The sequence below is a fragment of the Aquamicrobium sp. LC103 genome, assembly GCF_001014615.2.
Classification (GTDB): Bacteria; Pseudomonadota; Alphaproteobacteria; order Rhizobiales; family Rhizobiaceae; genus LBCQ02.
The window spans coordinates 149,984-170,844 of sequence record NZ_LBCQ02000010.1 but is presented as its reverse complement, the minus strand read 5'-3'; the positions used below and the strand labels follow the sequence as shown (position 1 = coordinate 170,844).

The 20,861-nt window shown below is 64.9% G+C and carries 26 protein-coding genes; 21 read left to right on the top strand and 5 right to left on the bottom strand.

The annotated features are described in order from the left end of the window. The first annotated feature begins 175 nt into the window (after positions 1-175). The gene (locus XW59_RS19840) at positions 176-700 is read left to right on the top strand and encodes a DUF1465 family protein (protein WP_047147398.1); all 525 of its coding nucleotides are present in this window, start codon (positions 176-178) and stop codon (positions 698-700) included. A 3-nt stretch (positions 701-703) separates the two neighbouring features. On the opposite strand, the gene XW59_RS19835 is transcribed toward XW59_RS19840, so the two are convergent. Next, positions 704-1,477, bottom strand: a complete 774-nt coding sequence (locus XW59_RS19835; RefSeq protein ID WP_047147397.1) for a sulfite exporter TauE/SafE family protein — start codon at positions 1,475-1,477, stop codon at positions 704-706. Positions 1,478-1,630: 153 nt separating this feature from the next. On the opposite strand from XW59_RS19835, the gene ruvC reads away from it, so the two are divergent. The 17 genes from ruvC (at position 1,631) to ftsH (ending at position 15,422) form a co-directional block, all read left to right on the top strand. Beyond that, on the top strand, positions 1,631-2,146 hold the full coding sequence (ruvC, locus tag XW59_RS19830; protein WP_047147396.1) for a crossover junction endodeoxyribonuclease RuvC: 516 nt from the start codon (positions 1,631-1,633) through the stop codon (positions 2,144-2,146). Positions 2,147-2,218: 72 nt separating this feature from the next. Then, the gene (locus XW59_RS19825) at positions 2,219-2,482 is read left to right on the top strand and encodes an AbrB/MazE/SpoVT family DNA-binding domain-containing protein (protein WP_047147395.1); all 264 of its coding nucleotides are present in this window, start codon (positions 2,219-2,221) and stop codon (positions 2,480-2,482) included. Next, positions 2,460-2,882 (top strand): type II toxin-antitoxin system VapC family toxin, encoded by a 423-nt coding sequence (locus tag XW59_RS19820; RefSeq protein WP_136068384.1) that lies wholly within the window; start codon positions 2,460-2,462, stop codon positions 2,880-2,882. Before XW59_RS19825 ends, XW59_RS19820 begins: the two co-directional genes overlap by 23 nt. Before the next feature lie 13 nt (positions 2,883-2,895). Continuing rightward, positions 2,896-3,516, top strand: coding sequence for a Holliday junction branch migration protein RuvA (gene ruvA / locus XW59_RS19815; RefSeq protein ID WP_047147394.1), 621 nt, complete (start codon positions 2,896-2,898; stop codon positions 3,514-3,516). A gap of 63 nt (positions 3,517-3,579) precedes the next feature. After that, positions 3,580-3,840 carry a type II toxin-antitoxin system PrlF family antitoxin gene (locus tag XW59_RS19810; protein WP_047147393.1) on the top strand — a complete coding sequence of 87 codons (261 nt, stop codon included), beginning with the start codon at positions 3,580-3,582 and terminating at the stop codon, positions 3,838-3,840. After that, positions 3,837-4,235: a type II toxin-antitoxin system VapC family toxin gene (locus tag XW59_RS19805; RefSeq protein ID WP_047147392.1), complete on the top strand. Its 399-nt coding sequence runs from the start codon at positions 3,837-3,839 to the stop codon at positions 4,233-4,235. Before XW59_RS19810 ends, XW59_RS19805 begins: the two co-directional genes overlap by 4 nt. Beyond that, positions 4,232-5,272, top strand: a complete 1,041-nt coding sequence (gene ruvB, locus XW59_RS19800) for a Holliday junction branch migration DNA helicase RuvB (RefSeq protein ID WP_047147391.1) — start codon at positions 4,232-4,234, stop codon at positions 5,270-5,272. The genes XW59_RS19805 and ruvB overlap by 4 nt, the downstream gene beginning before the upstream one ends. After that, positions 5,269-5,769: a GNAT family N-acetyltransferase gene (locus XW59_RS19795; RefSeq protein WP_047147390.1), complete on the top strand. Its 501-nt coding sequence runs from the start codon at positions 5,269-5,271 to the stop codon at positions 5,767-5,769. Before ruvB ends, XW59_RS19795 begins: the two co-directional genes overlap by 4 nt. Beyond that, positions 5,766-6,242, top strand: a complete 477-nt coding sequence (gene ybgC / locus XW59_RS19790) for a tol-pal system-associated acyl-CoA thioesterase (RefSeq protein WP_047147389.1) — start codon at positions 5,766-5,768, stop codon at positions 6,240-6,242. The genes XW59_RS19795 and ybgC overlap by 4 nt, the downstream gene beginning before the upstream one ends. A gap of 292 nt (positions 6,243-6,534) precedes the next feature. Then, entirely contained in the window at positions 6,535-7,248 is a 714-nt protein-coding gene (gene tolQ / locus XW59_RS19785) for a protein TolQ (protein WP_047147388.1), read from the top strand. Positions 7,249-7,260: 12 nt separating this feature from the next. Continuing rightward, a complete protein-coding gene (gene tolR / locus XW59_RS19780) occupies positions 7,261-7,716 on the top strand; it encodes a protein TolR (RefSeq protein ID WP_047147387.1) in 456 nt (151 codons plus the stop codon). A gap of 6 nt (positions 7,717-7,722) precedes the next feature. Then, a complete protein-coding gene (locus XW59_RS19775) occupies positions 7,723-8,778 on the top strand; it encodes a hypothetical protein (RefSeq protein ID WP_047147386.1) in 1,056 nt (351 codons plus the stop codon). Positions 8,779-8,853: 75 nt separating this feature from the next. Next, positions 8,854-10,134 (top strand): Tol-Pal system beta propeller repeat protein TolB, encoded by a 1,281-nt coding sequence (tolB, locus tag XW59_RS19770; protein ID WP_246666154.1) that lies wholly within the window; start codon positions 8,854-8,856, stop codon positions 10,132-10,134. Positions 10,135-10,331: 197 nt separating this feature from the next. Next, on the top strand, positions 10,332-10,841 hold the full coding sequence (gene pal / locus XW59_RS19765) for a peptidoglycan-associated lipoprotein Pal (protein WP_047147384.1): 510 nt from the start codon (positions 10,332-10,334) through the stop codon (positions 10,839-10,841). 160 nt (positions 10,842-11,001) lie between these two features. Next, a complete protein-coding gene (ybgF, locus tag XW59_RS19760; protein WP_047147383.1) occupies positions 11,002-12,018 on the top strand; it encodes a tol-pal system protein YbgF in 1,017 nt (338 codons plus the stop codon). An 8-nt stretch (positions 12,019-12,026) separates the two neighbouring features. Then, positions 12,027-13,373: a tRNA lysidine(34) synthetase TilS gene (gene tilS / locus XW59_RS19755; protein ID WP_047147382.1), complete on the top strand. Its 1,347-nt coding sequence runs from the start codon at positions 12,027-12,029 to the stop codon at positions 13,371-13,373. 111 nt (positions 13,374-13,484) lie between these two features. Then, positions 13,485-15,422 (top strand): ATP-dependent zinc metalloprotease FtsH, encoded by a 1,938-nt coding sequence (gene ftsH, locus XW59_RS19750; RefSeq protein WP_047147381.1) that lies wholly within the window; start codon positions 13,485-13,487, stop codon positions 15,420-15,422. 135 nt (positions 15,423-15,557) lie between these two features. Here ftsH and XW59_RS19745 read toward each other — a convergent pair whose 3' ends face one another. After that, positions 15,558-16,724, bottom strand: coding sequence for an acyl-CoA dehydrogenase family protein (locus XW59_RS19745; RefSeq protein WP_052958314.1), 1,167 nt, complete (start codon positions 16,722-16,724; stop codon positions 15,558-15,560). A 231-nt stretch (positions 16,725-16,955) separates the two neighbouring features. Here XW59_RS19745 and XW59_RS19740 point away from each other — a divergent pair, with 231 nt between their 5' ends. After that, positions 16,956-17,648 carry a helix-turn-helix domain-containing protein gene (locus XW59_RS19740; protein WP_047147379.1) on the top strand — a complete coding sequence of 231 codons (693 nt, stop codon included), beginning with the start codon at positions 16,956-16,958 and terminating at the stop codon, positions 17,646-17,648. A gap of 9 nt (positions 17,649-17,657) precedes the next feature. On the opposite strand, the gene XW59_RS19735 is transcribed toward XW59_RS19740, so the two are convergent. Further along, positions 17,658-18,221: a TetR/AcrR family transcriptional regulator gene (locus XW59_RS19735; protein ID WP_047147378.1), complete on the bottom strand. Its 564-nt coding sequence runs from the start codon at positions 18,219-18,221 to the stop codon at positions 17,658-17,660. A 105-nt stretch (positions 18,222-18,326) separates the two neighbouring features. On the opposite strand from XW59_RS19735, the gene XW59_RS19730 reads away from it, so the two are divergent. Then, complete coding sequence (locus tag XW59_RS19730) at positions 18,327-19,235, top strand: SDR family oxidoreductase (protein ID WP_047147530.1); 909 nt, start codon at positions 18,327-18,329, stop codon at positions 19,233-19,235. 10 nt (positions 19,236-19,245) lie between these two features. On the opposite strand, the gene XW59_RS19725 is transcribed toward XW59_RS19730, so the two are convergent. Next, complete coding sequence (locus XW59_RS19725) at positions 19,246-19,587, bottom strand: cupin domain-containing protein (RefSeq protein ID WP_047147377.1); 342 nt, start codon at positions 19,585-19,587, stop codon at positions 19,246-19,248. Between the two features lie 107 nt (positions 19,588-19,694). On the opposite strand from XW59_RS19725, the gene XW59_RS19720 reads away from it, so the two are divergent. Then, the gene (locus tag XW59_RS19720; protein WP_246666149.1) at positions 19,695-20,240 is read left to right on the top strand and encodes a MarR family transcriptional regulator; all 546 of its coding nucleotides are present in this window, start codon (positions 19,695-19,697) and stop codon (positions 20,238-20,240) included. Here the strand turns inward: XW59_RS19720 and XW59_RS19715 are convergent. Beyond that, on the bottom strand, positions 20,218-20,850 hold the full coding sequence (locus XW59_RS19715) for a TetR/AcrR family transcriptional regulator (protein ID WP_052958312.1): 633 nt from the start codon (positions 20,848-20,850) through the stop codon (positions 20,218-20,220). The two genes, XW59_RS19720 and XW59_RS19715, sit on opposite strands and share 23 nt — an antisense overlap. Between the last annotated feature and the right edge of the window lie 11 nt (positions 20,851-20,861).

The following is a 20,861-nucleotide window of genomic DNA, read 5'->3' as shown; positions in this document are numbered from 1 at the left end:
CGCCCTGTGAACGAAGGTGTGGATGTTAACCCTTCGTTAAACATAAGCTTGCCTTCCCTGATTGGAAGGACCATCCTCGGCTGCCATAAGGTTGGAAAATTCCCGGGCGGCATGATGCCTCTGGGAGTGCGTCGCATGAGGCGGCGCGAAATGGGCATGACGGGGATAGCGCGCGATGAACGAGCCTGGCCGCGACGGGAGCAACATGATCAAGCTCGCCGAAAGGCGCATATTTTCCAACTCGTTCAAGCCGCTTTACGATCAGGGGATGGGTCTGGTCGAGCGCGCCGCGGAATATCTCGATGGAGACGGCCGCGTGGACGCCAGGGAGCTTTCCAGGACCGCCGCGACGCTCTATGCAGCCGAATCCATGCGCCTGACGACGCGACTGATGCAGGTGGCCTCCTGGCTGCTCCTGCAGCGCGCCGCCAATTCGGGCGAGATGAGCCGTGAACAGGTGATCGCCGAAAAGTCGAAGGTGCGCCTCGACACGGCCTCGGCCAAGGAAGCGGCCGATTGGAGCGCGCTGCCCGAGAATTTCAGAGACATCGTCGAGCGGTCGCTGAGGCTGCAGGCGCTTGTGCGCCGCATGGACGAGGAAATCTACGGGGCTTCCGCGCAGGGCGTCGCCCGCGCATCGCGCATCGGCAATCCGGTTTCCGACCAGATCACGTTGCTGCACACGGCGTTCGCGCGCTGAGCCTCAGCCGAGGGCGGCGCCGAGCATCGCGAAGACCCTGTCGAAGAGCGGCATGGCAAGAAGCGCCGCCAGCGCGATCAGCCCGAAGGTGACGAGGCGGTAGGTGCGCTCGCTCGCCAGGCCGAAAAGCTGCCAGCCGGCCAGAATTCCCGCAAAATAGAACGGCGTTGCCAAAAGGCCGATCATGACGATGTCGCGCTCGAACAGGCCGGCGAACCAAAGATTGCCGATCGAGACGAATTCTCCGAGAAAGAACAGCGCCAGGAGGTTGGCGCGCACGATCGCGGCGGGAAGGCCGGCCGCCATCCAATAGGCGATGACGGGCGGCCCCGGAATGGAGGCGATGCCGGAAAGAACGCCGGCCACGCTGCCGACGCCGAACGAGGTCCCGAGGTTGCGCGGTCCCCGATAGGTCCAGCCCGTGTAGAGGATCGCCACGCAGGCGAGAATCGCGAGGCAGATGAGCCAGCGCAGCATGTTCTGGTCGCCGGTCGTCAGCAGATAGACGCCCGCGGGAAAAAGCAGGAAAAGGCCAAGCGTGACCGGCAGCACCTCGCGCCATTTCGCCAGCTTCAGCGCCGGTATGGTGACCGGAATTGCCGGCAGCGAATCGGCGATCACCACGATCACCAGCGCCGCCTTCGGCCCGTAGAGCGCGCCGGCGACCGGCGCGACGATCATCCCGGTGCCGAAGCCGGAAAGCCCCTTGGCGACGCCCGCGACGGTTATGACGAGGAGAAGGATGACGAGCGCGATATCGAAGGCTGGAAATGTCATCTGCCGATTTTCTGGATGGAATTTCGAGCGCCCCTCTTAGGAGCTTCGCGAGCGGTTCGAAAGAAGAAGCGTAGGAATATGGCTATGCCAGACGTGTTTCCGTTTCGTTCACATTTCGATGGCATTCAGTCGCGCAAGGAGTAGTTTCATCCAATGGATCAGGCGATTCGCATAGTAGGCATCGATCCGGGCCTTCGCCGCACCGGCTGGGGGGTCGTCGAGACCTTGGGCAATTCGCTGCGCTTCGTTGCCTCGGGCACGGTGCGCCCGGACGAGAAGGCCGACCTCGCCTCGCGCCTCCGGCAGATCCATGACGGGCTTTCGGCCATCCTCCATGGCCACATGCCGCATGAGGCGGCGGTGGAGGCGACATTCGTCAACAAGGACGCCACCGCCACGCTGAAGCTCGGTCAGGCGCGCGGCGTGGCCATGCTGGTACCGGCGCTGGCGGGGCTGCGGGTTTCCGAATATGCGCCGAACGCGGTCAAGAAGGCGGTGATCGGCGTCGGCCACGGCGACAAGAAGCAGATCCACATGATGGTGAAAGTGCTTATGCCGAAGGCCGCCTTCGACAGCGACGACGCGGCCGACGCGCTCGCCATCGCCATCTGCCACGCTCATCATCGGCAGAGCGCCACCGGCCGAATCGCGGCCGCGATGCTGGCGTGAAGGCGAATCCCGCGACGGATGTTCTTGACTTGTTCCAGTTCGTGGCGTAAGTAATACCGACGAGGTATTACCATGCGAGTGACGGAAAAAGGCCAGGTGACGATTCCGAAGCCCATTCGGGATCGATTGGGCATCGAGCCCGGGTCCGAAGTGGAATTTGTGGAACGCAATTCGGTTGTCGTTCTTCAAAAGCGGCCGACAGATATCGGCGAGTCGCCGGCCAGCTTCGATGAGTGGGCGGAGAGCGTTGCCGACACGTTCGATACGAAGGGCATGGACGGCATGGAATTCATCGACTGGCTTCGGGGACCTCGTGACGACATCGACTCTCGTTGATTCGAACGTTCTGATCGACATTCTGGGACCTGCGGGACTGCCGGCCCGGGCATGGTCGCTGTCGGCCCTCAGGGATGGCTTTGAAAGCGGACCTATTGTCCTAAGCGCAATCGTCTGGGCTGAGCTGTCTCATCCGGAACTGCCCGAAAGACGGCTTCTTCGCGCATTCGAGTGGCTGAAGCCGCGGCGGGAGGATTTTCCATTTTCGGCGGCAAGCCTGGCTGGCACCGCACACCGTCTTTACCGCGCGCGAGGCGGAACGCGTGACCGCACCTTGCCCGACTTTCTGATTGGCGCTCACGCTTCAGTTGCCGGGCATCGCCTGCTGACCCGAGACGCGGGTCGATATCGGGCGTATTTCCCTGATCTGGAGATCATTGCACCGGATATGCATTCATGATCGGAAAATCGGCATGATCGGAAAACTCAAGGGAACCATCGACGAGATCGGCGAGGACCATTGCGTGGTGGACGTCCACGGCGTCGGCTATGTCGCCTATTGCTCGGCCCGCACGCTTTCCGCCCTCGGCGGGGCGGGGGAGGCAGCGGTCCTCTTCATCGAGACCTATGTGCGCGAGGACATGATCCGGCTCTACGGCTTCCACACCGCGCTGGAGCGCGAATGGTTCCGCCTGCTGCAGAACAACGTGCAAGGTGTGGGCGCCAAGGTCGCGCTGGCGGTGCTTTCCACCCTTTCGCCTTCCGATCTCGCCAATGCGATCGCGCTGCGGGACATTTCGATGGTGGCGCGCGCGCCGGGTGTCGGCAAGAAGGTCGCCGAGCGCATCGTCACGGAGCTGAAGAACAAGGCGCCGGCCTTTGCCGGCGAGGCGACCGGGACGATCGGGTTGAAGCAGGAGCTGGGCGAAGGCGTCGCGCCGGCGCCGGTCTCGGATGCGGTGTCGGCGCTGACCAATCTCGGTTATTCTCGCGACATCGCCGCGAACGCCGTCGCCGCGGCCATGAAATCCGCCGGCGAGGACGCCGATTCGGCGAAGCTCATCAGGCTGGGACTGAAGGAGCTGGCGCGCTGATTCCTTGTTTTGACGTGGATTCCTTGTTATTCTTTAAAAGTAAGGAATGCTGAAGGATATACGATGGGTTATCAGTCCAAGGTCACCTCGAAGGGACAGACGACGATCCCGGTCGAGGTGCGCGAATATCTCGGTCTGAAACCGGGAGATCAGCTCGTCTATTCGGTGCGCGACGGAAAGGTTGAGCTGCGCGCGCGCAATCTGCGGGCGATAGACCTTGTTGGGATGCTCGGCAAGCCGCCGAACGGGCCCAAGACCCTCGAGGAAATCGAGGAAGGTATCGGCGAGGCAATGGCGGAACATGCAATGCGCGGATTGAGATGATCGGCGTCGACACCAACGTCCTGCTTCGATTGTATGTCGCCGACGATGACAAACAGCACCAGGCCGCGGTTGCCTTCTTTTCGGAGCGGACGGAAAACGATCCCGCCTATATCTGCCTGATCGTGCTTATCGAGTTCGTATGGTCGCTGAGGCGGACCTATAAATATCCGCGAGACGAGGTAACCGCTCTGGCAGCCCGGTTGCTGGAGGCGCGAGATATCTACGTTGAACGCGCCGACTTGATTGCTGAAGCCCTGGATATCACCGGAAAATCCCGTATTGGACTGGCAGATGCTATCATCGCGATCGCAAATCTGGCAGATGGTTGCACCCATACCGTGACATTCGACAATAAGGCCGCGCGGGAACTGAACGGCGTGGAACTTCTGACATGAACACCGCTCCCCGCCTCATTTCCGCCGAGCAGCGCGGTGAAGACGCCGACGCGACGCTGCGGCCGCAATCGCTAGATGAATTCGTCGGCCAGGCGGCGGCGCGCGCCAACCTGAAAGTCTTCATCGAGGCGGCGAAAGGGCGCGGCGAGGCGCTCGACCACGTTCTGTTCGTCGGCCCGCCCGGCCTCGGCAAGACGACGCTGGCGCAGATCATGGCGCGCGAGCTCGGCGTCAATTTCCGCTCCACCTCGGGACCGGTGATCGCCAAGGCCGGCGATCTCGCCGCCCTGCTCACCAATCTGGAGGACCGCGACGTCCTGTTCATCGACGAGATCCACCGGCTCAATCCGGCCGTGGAGGAGATCCTCTATCCGGCGATGGAGGATTTCCAGCTCGACCTGATCATCGGCGAAGGGCCTGCGGCGCGCTCGGTGAAGATCGACCTCGCCCGCTTCACGCTGGTGGCGGCGACGACGCGCCTCGGTCTCATCACCAATCCCTTGCGGGACCGTTTCGGCATTCCGGTGCGGCTGAACTTCTATACGGTCGAGGAGCTGGAGCTGATCGTGCGGCGCGGCGCGCGCATCCTGTCCCTGCCGATGAGCGACGACGGCGCGCTGGAGATCGCGCGGCGCGCGCGCGGCACGCCGCGTATCGCCGGCCGGCTCCTGCGCCGGGTGCGCGACTTCGCTTCCGTCGCGGGCGCGGCCGAAGTGAACCGCAAGATCGCCGACGAGGCTCTGTCGCGGCTCGAAGTGGACGCGCTCGGCCTCGACAATCTCGACCGGCGCTACCTCTCGATGATCGCGTCGAATTTCGGCGGCGGGCCGGTCGGCATCGAAACGATCGCGGCCGGGCTTTCGGAGCCGCGCGACGCGATCGAGGACATCATCGAGCCCTATCTCATCCAGCAGGGCTTCATCCAGCGCACGCCGCGCGGGCGTGTGCTGACCGCCAATGCCTGGCGCCATCTCGGGCTGGAAGCGCCCCGCGAACTGGCCGCCGGCCAGATCAACCTGTTTCAGGAAGAGCCGTGAGCACGCCTGCTTATTGGCCCGGCCTGGTTGGCGACATCGTGCGGCTTCATGCCGACTATTACGCACGCAACTGGGGGTTCGGCCTCGCTTTCGAGGCGAAGGTTGCGGCTGAGCTTGGCCAATTCCTCTCCGGGTTTCGCGCAGGCCATGATTATTTCGCCGCCGAGGCAGATGCGGACGGCGCGCTTTTGGGAACGATCAGCCTCGAAGCTCCTCGCGCGGACGAGCCGCTCGCTCACCTGCGCTGGTACATCACCAGCGAGGGCGCGCGTGGAACGGGCCTCGGGCGGCGGCTCCTGCAACAGGCGATCGAACATGCCGACTCGCTTTCCTTTCCCGGCATCTACCTGACCACCTTCGATGGGCTTGGGGCAGCGCGTCATCTCTATGAAAAGCACGGCTTTTCGCTCGTCAGCGAGAGCGCGACAGATCAATGGTCGGGCGGTGTGCGGGAGCAGCGCTTCGAACGCGCGCGGAGCAAAAAGGTCATTCAATGACGCAGCGGCAAGACGACCGGACCGCGGCGGCCGATGCCGCTCTGTCGGGTATGCTCACTCCGTTCGGGCACCGGCTTCTCGCCCGCGTTTACTATGCCGACACGGATTTTTCCGGCGTCGTCTATCATGCGCGCTATCTCGAATTCCTCGAGCGCGGCCGCTCCGACTTCCTGCGGCTCGCGGGCGTGCACCACACCGAACTGGCCGACGGCAAGCACGGCGAGAAAATCGCCTGGGTGGTGCGCCGCATGGAGATCGACTTCGTCGCGCCGGCGCGCATCGACGATATCCTCACCATCGACACCAGGACGGAGAAGGTGTCCGGCGCGCGCATCTTCATGGCGCAGGAAATCAGGCGCGGCGAGGATGTCCTGATCCGCGCGGGCGTCGAGGCGGCGATCATCTCGGAGAATGGTCGGCCACGCAGGTTTCCCAAGGAATGGCTTACCGCTTTCCTCCCCGGCGGCGGGTGAACAGCCGCGGGATCGAGACGCCGAAAATCCGTCGTAAGGGACGCAGGACGAAAGCTCCGCCTGTTCTCTCCGCGCGCGTCCTAACACATCCTTAACCTTAACAGGCCATGAAGATCATGGTGAAAATGGCGCGGATTCCGCACGCCTTCGTTTCACCAAATTTGACCGGGAAAAGGCCGCGATAGCGCATTGAGGGCGAGCTCGCGGCTCCTGGGAGACGGGAATCGATATGGGAAGATGCGCAGGTGGCTGGCCGATGGCTGTTGCCCGGTTTCTTAAGGACTGAAGTTTCATGGATGAGTTGACTCTTGCTGCCCCCGGCAGCGATGTCTCGATTTGGGCGCTGTTCTGGCAGGCGGGCTGGGTCGTCAAGCTGGTGATGATCGGCCTTTTGGCGGCTTCCGTCTGGACCTGGGCTATCATCGTCGACAAGATCATCTCCTACAACCGCATGCGCGCCGCGCTCAACCGCTTCGAGCAGGTGTTCTGGTCCGGCCAGTCGCTGGAAGAGCTCTACCGCACGCTTTCCGAGCGCAAGACCAGCGGCATGGGCGCGATCTTCGTCGCCGCCATGCGAGAGTGGAAGAAGAGTTTCGAAAAGGGCGTCAAGTCGCCGCTCAGCCTGCAGACGCGGATCGACAAGGCGATGGACCTCGCGCTGACGCGCGAGATGGAGCGGCTGGAAAGCAGGCTCGGCTTCCTCGCCTCGGTCGGCTCGTCGGCTCCCTTCATCGGCCTGTTCGGCACGGTCGTCGGCATCATGACGTCGTTCCAGGCGATCGCCGGCTCGAAATCCACCAATCTGGCGGTCGTCGCACCCGGTATCGCCGAGGCGCTGCTCGCCACCGCGCTTGGCCTTCTCGCCGCGATTCCGGCTGTCATCGCCTACAACAAACTGTCGTCCGACGCCGGCAAGATAGGGCTGAGAATGGAAGGATTCGCCGACGAATTCTCCGCCATACTCTCGCGGCAAATCGATGAAAAGGTCGCCCAGAAGGCGGCTTGAGGAGCACGACGAATGGGAATGTCCGTAGGGCAGACGGGTGGACGGGGCGGCCGCGGCCACAGGCGGCGCGGACGCCATCACAGCCTCGTATCCGAAATCAACGTCACGCCTTTCGTCGACGTGATGCTCGTGCTCCTGATCATCTTCATGGTCGCCGCGCCGATGCTCACCGTCGGTGTTCCGATCGACCTGCCGGAGACGCAGGCGCGCGCGATGAATTCCGAGACGCAGCCGATCACCATCTCGGTCAACCAGGGCGGCCAGATCTACCTGCAGGAGACCGAGATCGGCATCGACGAGGTGGTGCCGAAGCTCGAGGCGATATCGACCACCGGCTATGACGAGCGCATCTATGTGCGCGGCGACCGTACCGCCGACTACGGCACGGTGATGAAGGTCATGGCGCGTGTTTCCGCCGCCGGCTACCGAAATCTCGGCCTGGTGACGCTCCAGGAACAGGAAAACTGATCCAAGATGAAGGTCGGCCTGACATCATCGCTGGTATTGCACGTGGCCGCACTCGGCTTCGGCCTGGTCTCGCTGTCGTCGCCGCGGTCGATGGAGGCCGCCAACGTGGAATCCTTCCCCGTGGACATCGTGCCGGTGGAGGAGTTCTCGCAAAGCGTGGCCGGCGACCGTCAGGCGCCGGTGGCCGAGAAGCCTGCTCCGCAGCCCACGAGCAAGCCTGAAACGGTGGAGGATGCGCGCAATATCGGCGACAACACCGTTGACCTGGACAACGCGCCGACGCCTAATCCGCGGCCGCGTCCGGTGGAGACCGCCGCGGCCCCTCCGCCCGCGCCCGAACCCGAGCCGACGCCTCCCGTCGAGCAGCCGAAGAACGAACCGCAGCCGCCGTCCGAGCCAGCACCGGTGCCGGCCACGGAGGTGACGCCCGAGCCGGAGCCCAAGCAGGAAGTGAAGCCTGATCCGGCGCCGGAAACCACGGTCGCGAGCAAGCCCGAAGGCGAGGCCATGCAGCTGCCGGATTCGGCGCCTTCGCCGCAGGCGAGGCCGCAGCCGCCTCAGGCGCAGACCGCGAAGGCACCGGAACGGAAGAATTCCGAGCAGCCCGCCAAACCCAGGCAGACCGCCCAGAGCAGCACCGAGGACAAGCAGCTCGAGGACGAGATTTCCGCCCTTCTCAATCGCGACAAGCCTTCGGGAGGGGGCGCCAGGCGCTCGACCGAGCAGGCTGCCCTCGGCGGACGCCAGACGACCGGCGCCAAGCTCGCCCAGAGCGAGATCGACGCGCTGCGCAGCCAGGTGCAGCGTTGCTGGAACCCGCCCGTGGGCGCGGCGGAGGCCGACAGCCTCGTCGTGTCGATACGCCTGAAGCTGAAACCCAATGGCGAACTCGACGGCACTCCGGAAATCGTTTCCGGCGGCGGCTCGTCGATGGCCGAGCGTGCCGCCGCCGACGCGGCGCGGCGCGCGGTCATGCGCTGCGCGCCCTTCAATGCGCCGGCGGACAAGTATGAAGCCTGGGCGGACGTGCAGTTCAACTTCGATCCCCGCGATATGTTCTGACAAGTCGAGCCCCGAAACGGATTTTGTGAGGCCTGCTGAATGATGAAGACCTTGAAGACGATTCTTGCGATCGGCATGATCGCCGCCGGCGCCGGCATGGCCGCGATGCTGCCGGCGCGCGCGCAATTGCAGATCGACGTGACGCAAGGCGTCGTCGAGCCGCTGCCGATAGCGATCACCGACTTCCTCTCCGGCGACCAGGTGGGCGCCGACATCGCCTCCGTGGTCGTGGCGGATCTGAGGCGTTCGGGCCTGTTCGCTCCGATCGACAAGGGCGCCTTCATCGAGAAGATCTCCAACCCCGACGTCGCGCCGCGTTTCGACGACTGGAAGGTGATCAACGCGCAGGCTCTCGTCACCGGCCGCGTGACCAAGGAGCCGGATGGCCGCCTGCGCGCCGAGTTCCGTCTCTGGGACACGTTCGCCGGCCAGCAGCTCGTGGGCGAGCAGTTCTTCGCCAATCCGCAGAACTGGCGGCGGGTGGCGCATATCATCGCCGACACGATCTATGAGCGTCTCACCGGCGAGAAGGGCTATTTCGATACGCGCATCGTCTATGTCGACGAGTCGGGCGCCAAGAACCAGCGCGTCAAGCGGTTGGCCATCATGGACCAGGACGGCGCGGGCCACCGCTATCTCTCCGACGGTCGCTCGATCGTGCTGACGCCGCGCTTTTCGCCGAGCCGCCAGGAAATCACCTACATGTCCTACGAGAGCGGTCAGCCGCAGGTCTATCTGCTGCAGATCGAGACCGGCCAGCGCGAGCTCGTCGGCAATTTCCCCGGCATGACGTTCGCGCCGCGCTTCTCGCCGGATGGTCAGAAGGTGATCATGAGCCTGCTGCGCGACGACGGCAACAGCAACATCTTCACCATGGACCTGCGCAGCCGCACCACCACCCGGCTCACCAATTCCAACGCGATCGACACCTCGCCCTCCTATTCGCCGAACGGCAGCCAGATCGCCTTCACCTCGGATCGCGGCGGTCGTCCCCACATCTACGTCATGGGCGCCGACGGCTCCAATCCGAAGCGCGTCTCGTTCGGCGACGGCATCTACTCCACGCCCGTCTGGTCGCCGCGCGGCGATCTCATCGCCTTCACCAAGCAATCGGGCGGCGAATTCCAGATCGGCGTGATGCGCACCGACGGTTCGGGCGAGCGCATCCTGACCAGCGGATTCCTCCAGGAGGGACCGACCTGGGCGCCGAACGGCCGCGTGCTGATGTTCTTCCGCCAGCCTTCCGGATCGGGCGGCCCGCAGCTCTTCTCGATCGACCTGACGGGGCGCAACGAGCAACGCATCCAGACGCCGAACTACGGTTCCGACCCGGCCTGGTCGCCGCTGCTCGAGTAGCGAAATGGCGCAAATGCCGCGTTTCCGCCGTATTTGCGCCTAGTGTCGCGGCAGGAAGGGGGCTTCATCGCGAATCGCGTCTGGTGCTTCCAAAAAAGGTGTCACGATCCGTTAACCACGTTTCTTGAGGGATGATTTACCGAAACGTGGTTACTGGTCGATCAACGAAATCAATCAGATGCGAAGGAGAGGCGGCCATGCGCCGTATCGCAGCCATTACCCGGAGTCCCGTAGCCATCGTTCTGGTCGCCATGCTGGCGGTCGCCGGTTGCGCCAACAAGAAAACGCCGAATTCAGCCGCCGATCTCGGCCTTGGTGGCGCCGGCGGCGCCGCCACGCCGGGCTCGTCGCAGGATTTCACGGTGAATGTCGGCGACCGCATCTTCTTCGATACCGACTCATCGGTGATCCGCGCCGACGCACAGCAGACGCTGTCGCGCCAGGCTCAGTGGCTCAGCCAGTACTCGCAATATGCGGTGACGGTCGAAGGTCACGCCGACGAGCGCGGCACGCGCGAGTACAACCTTGCGCTCGGCGCGCGCCGCGCCGCCGCCGCCCGCGATTTCCTCGTGGCTCGCGGCGTGCCGGCCAACCGCGTCCGCACCATCTCCTACGGCAAGGAGCGTCCGGTCGCGGTCTGCGACGACATTTCCTGCTGGTCGCAGAACCGTCGCGCGGTGACAGTGCTCAACGGCGCGGGAAGCTGACCCGCGCAGATCAGGCGAAATTTCCAAAAGGCGGCCGCTGGCCGCCTTTTGCGTTTCAACGGCCTTGAAACAAAATTTGGCCGAAGTCTCGGGTGCTGATAGAAGAGAGGCACATCAGAGGGGTCTGGTGGACCAAAGCGTTTTCACGGTGATTAGAGAAATGAAACTGCGAACCCTTATCGGCGGCATCATTGCCTTGCCGCTCATGTTCGGCGGGGCCTCGCTCGCCGGCGAGGGCGGGGGAGGTGCCGTGCCCATGTCCGGGCTTCCCGGCGTGAATGTGCCCTTGCCGCAAGCGCAACTGCCCGGCGCCCCGCGCGCCTCGGGCGAAGCCTCCTATCTCGTCGCGCAGGCGGGTGACCCGCGCGTCAGCCAGCTCGAAGAGCAGGTGCGCCAGCTCACCGGCACTCTGGAGGAGCTGAATTTCCAGATCCTGCAGATGCAGGAGCAGCTTCGCCGCATGCAGGAGGACAACGAGTTCCGCTTCCAGGAGCTCGAGCAGAAGCGCTCTGACGCCGGCGGCGCGCCGGCCAGGCGCGACACCGCGCAGGCGCCGTCGAGCGAGCCTCCGGCAGCCTCCGGCGGACAGCAGACGGCGGCGTCAACCGGGGGGCAACAGCCTGCGGCTTCGCAGCCGCCGCGCGTGGAGGGCGCCCCCACGCTGGGCGCCCCGTCGCGGGATTTCGGCACGATCACCTTCGACGCCGACGGCAATGTGAGCGGCGCAGGCGTCACGCAGCCGCAGCAGCCGTCGGGCACGGACCAGACGGCGGTAGCCGCCCTGCCGCGCACCGACGATGCCGGCGAGCTCTACCGCAGCTCCTACGAGCTCATCCTTTCCGGCGACTATTCCATGGCCGAAAGCGGCTTTCGCGACCTGATCGAACGCTTCCCGGGCAACGAGAACGAACCGGACGCGCATTTCTGGCTCGGCGAGGCGCTGCTGGCGCAGGACAAGCCGCGCGACGCTGCCGAAGTCTTCCTCGCCGCCAGCAAGGATTTCCCGCAGTCGCGCAAGGCACCCGAAATGCTCTTCAAGCTCGGCGTGTCGCTCTCGCGGATGAAACAGCGCGACGTGGCCTGCGCCACCTTCACGGAAGTCGGCCAGCGTTATCCGCAGGCCTCCGATGCACTCAAGGAACGGGTGCGGCAGGAACAGGCGCTCGCCTCCTGCTGATCGGGTCGATGCGCCCCGATCCCGCCCGGCTCTTCCCGGGCATCGATTTTTCCTCACGCAACAGCGTTCTGGCAGCGGTTTCCGGCGGCAGCGATTCGCTCGGTCTTCTGGTGCTGCTCAAGGATTTCCTGGATCGGCATCACCCCGGCATCCGGCTGACGGCGGTGACCGTCGACCATCGCCTGCGTCCCGAATCCGGCGAGGAAGCGCGCGGCGTCGGTGAAATCTGCAGCAGGCTCGGCGTAGAACACGGCATCCGGACATGGCGGGACGAAAAGCCGTCAAGCGCGCTTTCGGCCGCCGCGCGCGATGCCCGCTACAACCTGCTTGCCGAGGCCGCGCACGACGCCGGCGCGGATATCGTCTTCACTGGTCATACCATGGACGACCAGGCCGAGACGGTCGGCATGCGCTCGGCACGCGCCAAGGCGGGTTCGGGCAGGGGGGCGGCCGGAATGGCCGTCGAGACGCTGTTCGACGATCGGGTCTGGATAGTGCGTCCGCTGCTTTCGACACGTCGCGTCGAATTGCGCGAGCTTCTGGTCGAGCGCGGTATCTCGTGGTTCGACGACCCAAGCAATCGCGACCGGAAATATGAGCGCGTGCGCATGCGCGAAGAGCTGGAGCATGCCTCGGTCGAAGACATCGCAGGCGAGGCCGCCGCCGCCGGCGAGCGCCGGCGCGATCTGGGAGAGCGGGTGGCACTGCTTGTCGACAAGTACGCGCGTCGCATCTCGCCCGGGCTCTTCAGGCTGGAACGGGGATTTGCGGCGGGCGACAATCGCGAAGCTACCCGCTACGCGCTCAGAATCCTGCTCGCCGTCACGGGTGGAACGGAATACCTGCCGGACGAGGCGCGCGCCGCCGGCCTGCTCGATGCGATGGTCGGGCTTCCGATGCGCGCCACATTGTCGCGCGCCGTGATCGACGGGCGCAAGGACGCGATCTATTTGCGCCGCGAGGCACGCGGCCTTCCCGCCCGTGAGATCGGGCCGGCACCCATGCTGTGGGACGGCAGATACCGCATCTCGGGGAGCGGGACCGGTGCCGACCTGCATGTCGCCGCCATCGGCAATGAGACGGTGCCGGACATGGAGCAGATGCCGCCGGGCGTGCCGGAAAACCTTGCAAGAACGGCATTTTCCGTTCAGCCGGGGCTCTGGCGCGGTGGCGTTTTCCTGGGGCCGGCGACGGCGGAAACCGCCGCGCGACACGGCGTTTCGGCCGCCGCCACGACCGGACCCTGGGCGCGTTTTCTGCCCGGCTTCGACCTCGCCGCGGTGCAAGCGGCGCGCCGGCTGGTCGGCGCGGCGGAGCTGCCGTGTTCGCCATTGCGTAAACACATTGCCGTATAAGCTTAACCGAGAAGCGCGGTTCTGCTTGGCAAGGTCGCGAGCTCTACCTATGTTAGATGAAACTCTCTTTCGGGACCTTGTGCCTGGGATCAGGCACCAACGGGATGCACGATGAATCCGAACTACCGCAATCTCGCGCTGTGGGCGATTATCGCCGTACTGCTTATCGCCCTTTTCAATCTGTTCCAGACGCCGCAGCAGCGAGGCGCGACGCGTGAAATTCCGTATTCGGAATTCCTGCAGCAGGTCGCCGACGGCCGCGTGAACAGCGTGACCATTTCAGGCAGCCGCATCTCCGGCACCTATGGCGATTCAAGCACGGGCTTCCAGACCTATTCGCCGGGCGACCAGTCGCTGGTCGAGCGGCTGGAAACCCGCGGCGTGACGATCAATGCGCGCCCGGAGAGCGACGGCTCGAACTCGATCCTCGGCTACTTCATCTCCTGGCTGCCGATGATCCTCATCCTCGGCGTGTGGATATTCTTCATGCGCCAGATGCAGTCCGGCTCGGGCCGGGCGATGGGCTTCGGCAAGTCCAAGGCCAAGCTTCTGACCGAGGCGCATGGCCGCGTCACCTTCCAGGACGTGGCGGGCGTGGACGAAGCCAAGCAGGACCTCGAGGAGATCGTCGAATTCCTGCGCGACCCGCAGAAGTTCCAGCGCCTCGGCGGCAAGATCCCGCGCGGCGTTCTGCTCGTCGGCCCTCCCGGAACGGGTAAGACGCTGCTCGCGCGTTCGGTCGCGGGCGAGGCGAACGTCCCCTTCTTTACCATTTCGGGCTCCGACTTCGTCGAGATGTTCGTCGGCGTCGGCGCATCCCGCGTCCGCGACATGTTCGAGCAGGCCAAGAAGAACGCGCCCTGCATCATCTTCATCGACGAGATCGACGCGGTCGGCCGCCATCGCGGCGCCGGCCTCGGCGGCGGCAATGACGAGCGCGAGCAGACGCTGAACCAGCTCCTCGTCGAGATGGACGGCTTCGAGGCGAACGAAGGCATCATCCTGATCGCCGCGACCAACCGTCCCGACGTGCTTGACCCGGCGTTGCTGCGTCCCGGCCGCTTCGACCGCCAGGTCGTCGTGCCGAATCCGGACATCACCGGCCGCGAGAAGATCCTCAAGGTGCATGTGCGCAACGTGCCGCTGGCGCCCAATGTCGACCTCAAGGTGCTGGCGCGCGGCACGCCCGGCTTCTCCGGCGCCGACCTCATGAACCTCGTCAACGAGTCCGCGCTGATGGCGGCGCGCCGCAACAAGCGGCTCGTCACCATGCAGGAGTTCGAGGACGCCAAAGACAAGATCATGATGGGCGCGGAACGCCGCTCGTCCGCCATGACCCAGGCCGAGAAGGAACTCACCGCCTATCACGAGGCCGGACACGCCATCGTCGCGCTCGAAGTCCCGTCGGCAGACCCCCTGCACAAGGCGACCATCATCCCGCGCGGCCGCGCGCTCGGCATGGTCATGCAGCTTCCCGAGGGCGACCGCTATTCGATGAGCTACAAGTGGATGGTCTCGCGGCTGGCGATCATGATGGGTGGCCGCGTCGCCGAGGAACTGAAGTTCGGCAAGGAGAACATCACCTCCGGCGCTTCGTCCGACATCGACCAGGCGACCAAGCTGGCCCGTGCGATGGTCACGCGCTGGGGCTTCTCCGACAAGCTCGGCCACGTCGCCTATGGCGAAAACCAGGAAGAGGTTTTCCTCGGCCATTCGGTTGCCCGCCAGCAGAACGTCTCGGAAGAGACCGCGCAGATCATCGACGCCGAAGTGCGCAGGCTGATCGACGAGGCTTATTCGAAGGCGAAGTCCATCCTGACCAAGAAAAAGAAGGAATGGATCGCCATCGCCGAAGGGCTGCTGGAATACGAGACGCTCACGGGCGACGAAATCCGCCAGATCATGAAGGGCGAGAAGCCGTCCCGCGATCTCGGCGACGACACCCCGCCCTCGCGTGGAACCGCGGTGCCCAAGGCCGGCCCGCGCAAGGAAGGCAAGAAGAAGGGCGGCGAGCCCGAGGGCGGCATGGAGCCGCAGCCGCAGGGCTGACAGCTTTCCGAAACGAGAAGACAAGGCAACGCCGCGGGGAAACCCGCGGCGTTTCTGTTCGAGGCGTGCCCGTCTCCGAGCAACGCAAGACAGGTTTCGGACGCTCCGTGGAAGCGTTCCAGGACAACCGCGCCCTCAGAATATCTCCGCCGTCGGCAGGCCGAAGGCCGTGGCGCCCGCATAGCGTGCCTGCGGGCCCTGCTGGAGCGGATGGTAGCGCGCGCCCTGGATGTCGCGGAGGCGCCGCTCGAGCCCGTTGCGGCGGTAGAAGCCGGCGCCGCCGGCGAGTTCCATCGCCAGTTCCACCGTCTCGATCCCATGCCTGGCGACGAGGGCGCGGCCGATCATGACCTCGTTGACCGTGTCGGCGGACGGCGCGTTGCGGGCGACGGTCTCCAGCATCCAGCGATGCGCGAGCTGCGCCGCGCGCAGCGAGGTGTCCATGCGGCCGGCAAGGTCGAGGCTGTAGGCATTCGGCTCCCGTTTCCCTGCAAGCTCGATCGCGATGTCGCGGGCGCTTTCGGCGACGCCAAGATAGGCGGCGTAGATGAGCGGAAACGCCGTCGTCGCGATGATCTGGAAGACCGGGTGCCATTCGCCCGCCTTGCGCGAGAAGGCGACCGCGGCATCGGGAATGAAGAGGTCCTCGATCACCACGTCGTTCGAACCCGTCCCGCGCATGCCGAGCGTGCGCCAGGTGTCGACGACCTTCACCTCGGGAGCCTTCATCGGCGCGCCGAAATGGATGACGGTCGGCGTCCCGTCGTCGGCCTGCGTAATCGCGCCGGTCATCAGGATGTTGCCGGCCTCGGCGCCGGAGGTGAAAGCCTTGCGGGCCGAGATGCGATATCCGCCCTCGACCTTGACCGCCTTGCCCGAGCCGCCGATCCAGTCCGAGCCGCCGCTCGAAAGCAGGATCAGCTTCTCGGCCGCGACGCGCTTGAGCAAGGGCTCCACCGCCGCGACCTTCTGGTGGCGCCAGCGCCAGGCGGGGATGGCGACCTGATGCGTGTGCATGGAAAAGGCAAGCGCGGTGGAGCCGCAGGCATGCGCCATCACGCGCAGCATCTCGGCAAGTTCGGCGACCTCCGCGCCTCCGCCGCCAAGCTCTTCCGGTACGCCGGCTTCCACCAGCCCGGCCTCCTTGAGCAAGGCGTAGTTGTCGGCGACAAAGGCATCGTCCTCGTCCGCCTTTGTGGCCCGTTCCGCGAAGACGGGAAGCAATTCATGCACGGCTTTCATCAGCTTCGAGCCGTGCGCGCCGGATTCTTCCGGTCGTGTTGTTATGGCTGCAACCGACATGGCCTTTATCCTCCTATAGGTCCATTGACGTCAGGATGCACAGGATCGGCGCGGGACTTGTTTGCGTCCAGTTCACGAACTGTACTGGCGAGACCCGCATACGGGCCCTTTTCGTAGGAGGAAGGGCTGATCCTTGCCCGAAAGGTTCCACCTTTAGGGCGGTTGCGCAGCCGATACGGCCGGTTCATTTCGTGGTATAATGGGTGTGGGCGATTTCGGGATGAGGGTCCCATGGAAGATCGCGGTGGCTACGGCCAGTTCTGTCCTGTTTCGATGGCCGCGGAGAGGCTTTGTTCCCGCTGGACGCTGCTGGTGATCCGCGAGATGCTGTGCGGCACCACGCGCTTCAACGATCTGCGGCGCGGTGTTCCGCGCATGTCGCCAGCCTTGCTTTCCAAGCGACTCAAGGAGCTCGAGCGCTTCGGCGTCGTCTACGCCACGCGCAAGCAAGGCGGCGCCACCGAGTACCATCTGACGGATGCGGGCGAGGATCTGCGCCCCATCGTGCTGGGCATGGGGTTCTGGGGCCAGCGCTGGGTGGAATCGCAGCTTACGCTGAGGAATCTCGATCCGTCGCTGCTGATGTGGGACATGCGGCGCCACCTCAATCCGGAGCCGCTGCCGCGCCGCCGCTGCACGATACAGTTTTTATATCCCGAGCTGCCGCAAGCCCGGCGAAACTGGTGGCTCGTCATCGATGCCGGCGATGTCGACCTGTGCGGATTCGATCCCGGTTTCGAGGTCGATCTGCTGGTGACCAGCTCGCTTCGCAGCATGACGTCGATCTGGATGGGGCTCACGGTCGTGCGCCGGGAGATCGAGGCGGGACGGCTCGAGCTGGACGGAGATCCGGCGGTCGCCAAGGCCATGCAGCAATGGCTCGGACTGAGCCCGTTCGCACCGGAGCCCAGGCGCGTCGCCTGAAGTTCAAGCTCATGACGGAATGACGACCGACACGAAGCGGTTCAGGTGATCCTCGACGAAGCCCTGCAGGCTTTGCCTGGGGTCGAAGCTCCACCAGAGCAGCGCGCCCTGCCACTGGGTGGCCATGATCAGCCCGATTTCCGCAGGCGCGGCGGACGTTTCCGAGAAGCAGTCGTCCAAGGCTTTGGAAAGAGCGGCCTTCCAGGCCGCACCGCGGGCCCGAAGTGCCGGATCGCGCAGATCCTCGCGCAGCACGAGCAGGCCTTCGGCATAGGCCTCGATCCCTCCATAGTCGCCGGAAAGTCCGACAAGCAGCTCCACGGCGCCGACCGGCGTCCTCGGGACGCTTGCCGCCAGGCTCGCCGTCTTCTCGTCCAGGCTATCCCATGCATGCAGAAGGGCGGCCTGCTTGATGCCGGCCATGTTCCGGAAACGCTGCACAAGGGTGGCGGGCGAAAGACCGCAACGCTCCGAAAGGCTGGCGAAGGTCAACGCTTCAGGGCCGTTCCGGTGGACGATCGCGAGGGCGGCGTCGAGCACGTCCTTGTCGGAGAGGGTTTTCGGGCGAGGCATCTTGACCTTTATTTATAAATGAATATTCATTTATATATCAAATCCTATCGAGCATGGCTAGCCTGCCGACCGGACCGATGCAATTCAAGGAGAAGAGAAATGAGCCTGCCTCTCGAAGGAAAGATCGCGCTCGTCGCCGGCGCGACGCGCGGTGCCGGCCGAGGCATCGCCGTGGAGCTGGGCGCGGCCGGTGCCACCGTCTATGCGAGCGGTCGGACGACGCGCAGTCGGCAATCCGAATACAAGCGCCCCGAGACGATCGAGGAAACGGCGGAACTGATCAGCGCCGCGGGCGGCAAGGGCATCGCCGTGCAGGCGGACCATCTCGTTCCCGCCGAGGTCGAGGCGTTGGCCCGGCGCATCCGCGCGGAACAGGGCCGCCTCGACATTCTCGTCAACGATATCTGGGGCGGGGAGAACCTCGTCGAATGGCATAAGCCGGTTTGGGAGCACGATCTCGAAAACGGCCTGCGCATGTTGCGGCTTGCCATCGACACCCATCTCGTTACCGCGCATCACGCGTTGCCGCTGCTGATCGAGCGGCCGGGCGGGCTGTTGGTGGAGGTGACGGACGGTACGGCGGCCTACAATGCGGATCATTACCGCCTCTCGCCCTTCTACGATCTCGCCAAGGTGGCGGTGACGCGGATGGCGTGGGCGCACGCCAAGGATCTCGCTCCGCACGGCGCGACCTCGGTCTCGATCACGCCAGGCTGGCTCCGTTCGGAGATAATGCTGGAGACGTTCGGCGTAAGCGAGGAGAACTGGCGGGACGCGACCGACAAGGTACCGCATTTCGTGATTTCGGAAACGCCCCGCTTCGTCGGCCGCGCCGTTGCGGCACTTGCCGCCGATCCCGATCGCGCGCGCTGGAACGGACAGTCCTTGTCGAGCGGCGAGCTCGCGCAGGTCTACGGTTTCGATGATCTCGACGGTTCACGCCCCGACGCGTGGCGCTACATCAGGGAAGTCGAGGAACCCGGCAAGCCGGCCGACGCGACCGGCTATCGGTAGAACGCGGCGCCTATCCCTCCAGGAATTCCTGCACGATGTGGTCGTTTGCGTGAATGCAGACGATCTCGAGGCGGCTCGAGCCGACATTCCTGAATTTGTGCGGGATGCCGGCGCCGGCCACGACGATGTCCCCGGCAAATGCGCGAGTCTTTTCAGTGCCGACGGTGAACTCGGCCTCGCCCGACTGCACGATCCAGGTTTCCGTATAAGGGTGGACGTGCAGGCGGGGACCCTGGCCCGGCTCGTTGTCGACGAGGAAGAACGACACGCCCGAACCGTGGTCGCGGCCCTCGAAGCGGACGGTTCGGTTGGCGGCTGGGTTCTGCTCAGCCTTGCGGACGACCTGATACATCTTCCTTCTCCTCCGATGAAAAACTATCTTCGTGAGAAGATAAATAGGCCCAATTTATCTTCTCGTCAAGACATATTCCTGCTATGCCCGCTCGCATGGAGGACGGGATGACGAAGGAAACCGCCAGGGAAGACCACGTGGACCGCTTGCGGGCGCAATGGGCGCGCGAGCTTCCCGACCTTGACACCGAGGCGATGGCGATCCTCGGACGCGCCTACCGACTGTCGAACTTGGTGCGGCCGAGCATCGAGGCGACCTTTGCCGGCTTCGGGCTCGACAGGGGCGAGTTCGACGTGATCGCCACGTTGCGCCGCTCCGGCCCGCCTTACAGGTTGACCCCGACCGAGCTCTACACCTTGCTGATGATCTCGTCCGGAGGGCTGACCCACCGCCTGGACAGGCTGGAGAAGGCCGGCCTCGTCCGCCGGGAGAAATCGCCGCATGACGGCAGGAGCTTCCTCGTCGGCCTGACCGAGGAGGGACAAAAGCGGGCGGAGGAGGCGTTTCGCCTCGACATGGCAAGTGAAAGAAAATTTCTCGCCGGCCTCGACGGGGAGGACCGCAAGGAACTGGCCCGGCTGTTGCGGAAACTGATCCTCTCGGCGGAGAAGGAGATCGCCGCCTCTTTCGTCAGCCCATCCGAGGCTCGTTGATCGCGCGATCGACCATCAGCAGCACATGCGCTTCGATCTCCGCGCGAAGGAGCGCGCGGCCGGCCGGCTCGGCGGTCAGCAGATAGAGATCGACCATCGTGCCGAGCAGCGTGCTCATGAGGTGCAGCCGCAGCGGCTCGGAGGACGCGGCGGGCGCGAAGCGCGCGAAGAAGGGCGCGACGATCTCGGCGATGATGCGATCCTCGCCTGCCCCTTCGGCCTCGATCGGACGCAGGCGGCGCATGGCGACGAGCAGGCCGGAATGCGCCGGGATGGCCTCCGCCGACGAAAGATAGACGCCGAGCAGATGGCCCGCCGCCTCGTCCATCCGCGCATCGACCGGCAGTTTCTCCAGCGCGTCGTGACAGGTCTCGACGATGCGGCCGACGGTTGCGTCGTAGGCGGCGAGCAGCAGCGCGTCGCGATCGGTGAAATAGCGGTAGATCGTGCCGACGGCGACGCCGGTCTCGGCTGCGATGCGGGTGGTGGTGACTGCGTCGGCGCCCTCGGCCGCGACCAGCGTCTCCACCGCTTCCAGCAACCGCGCGCGCGTCTTCTTCGCCCGCTTCTGGCGGGGAGCTCTCGGCTTCCGCGGCTCGACTGCATCCATAAGTGAAACAC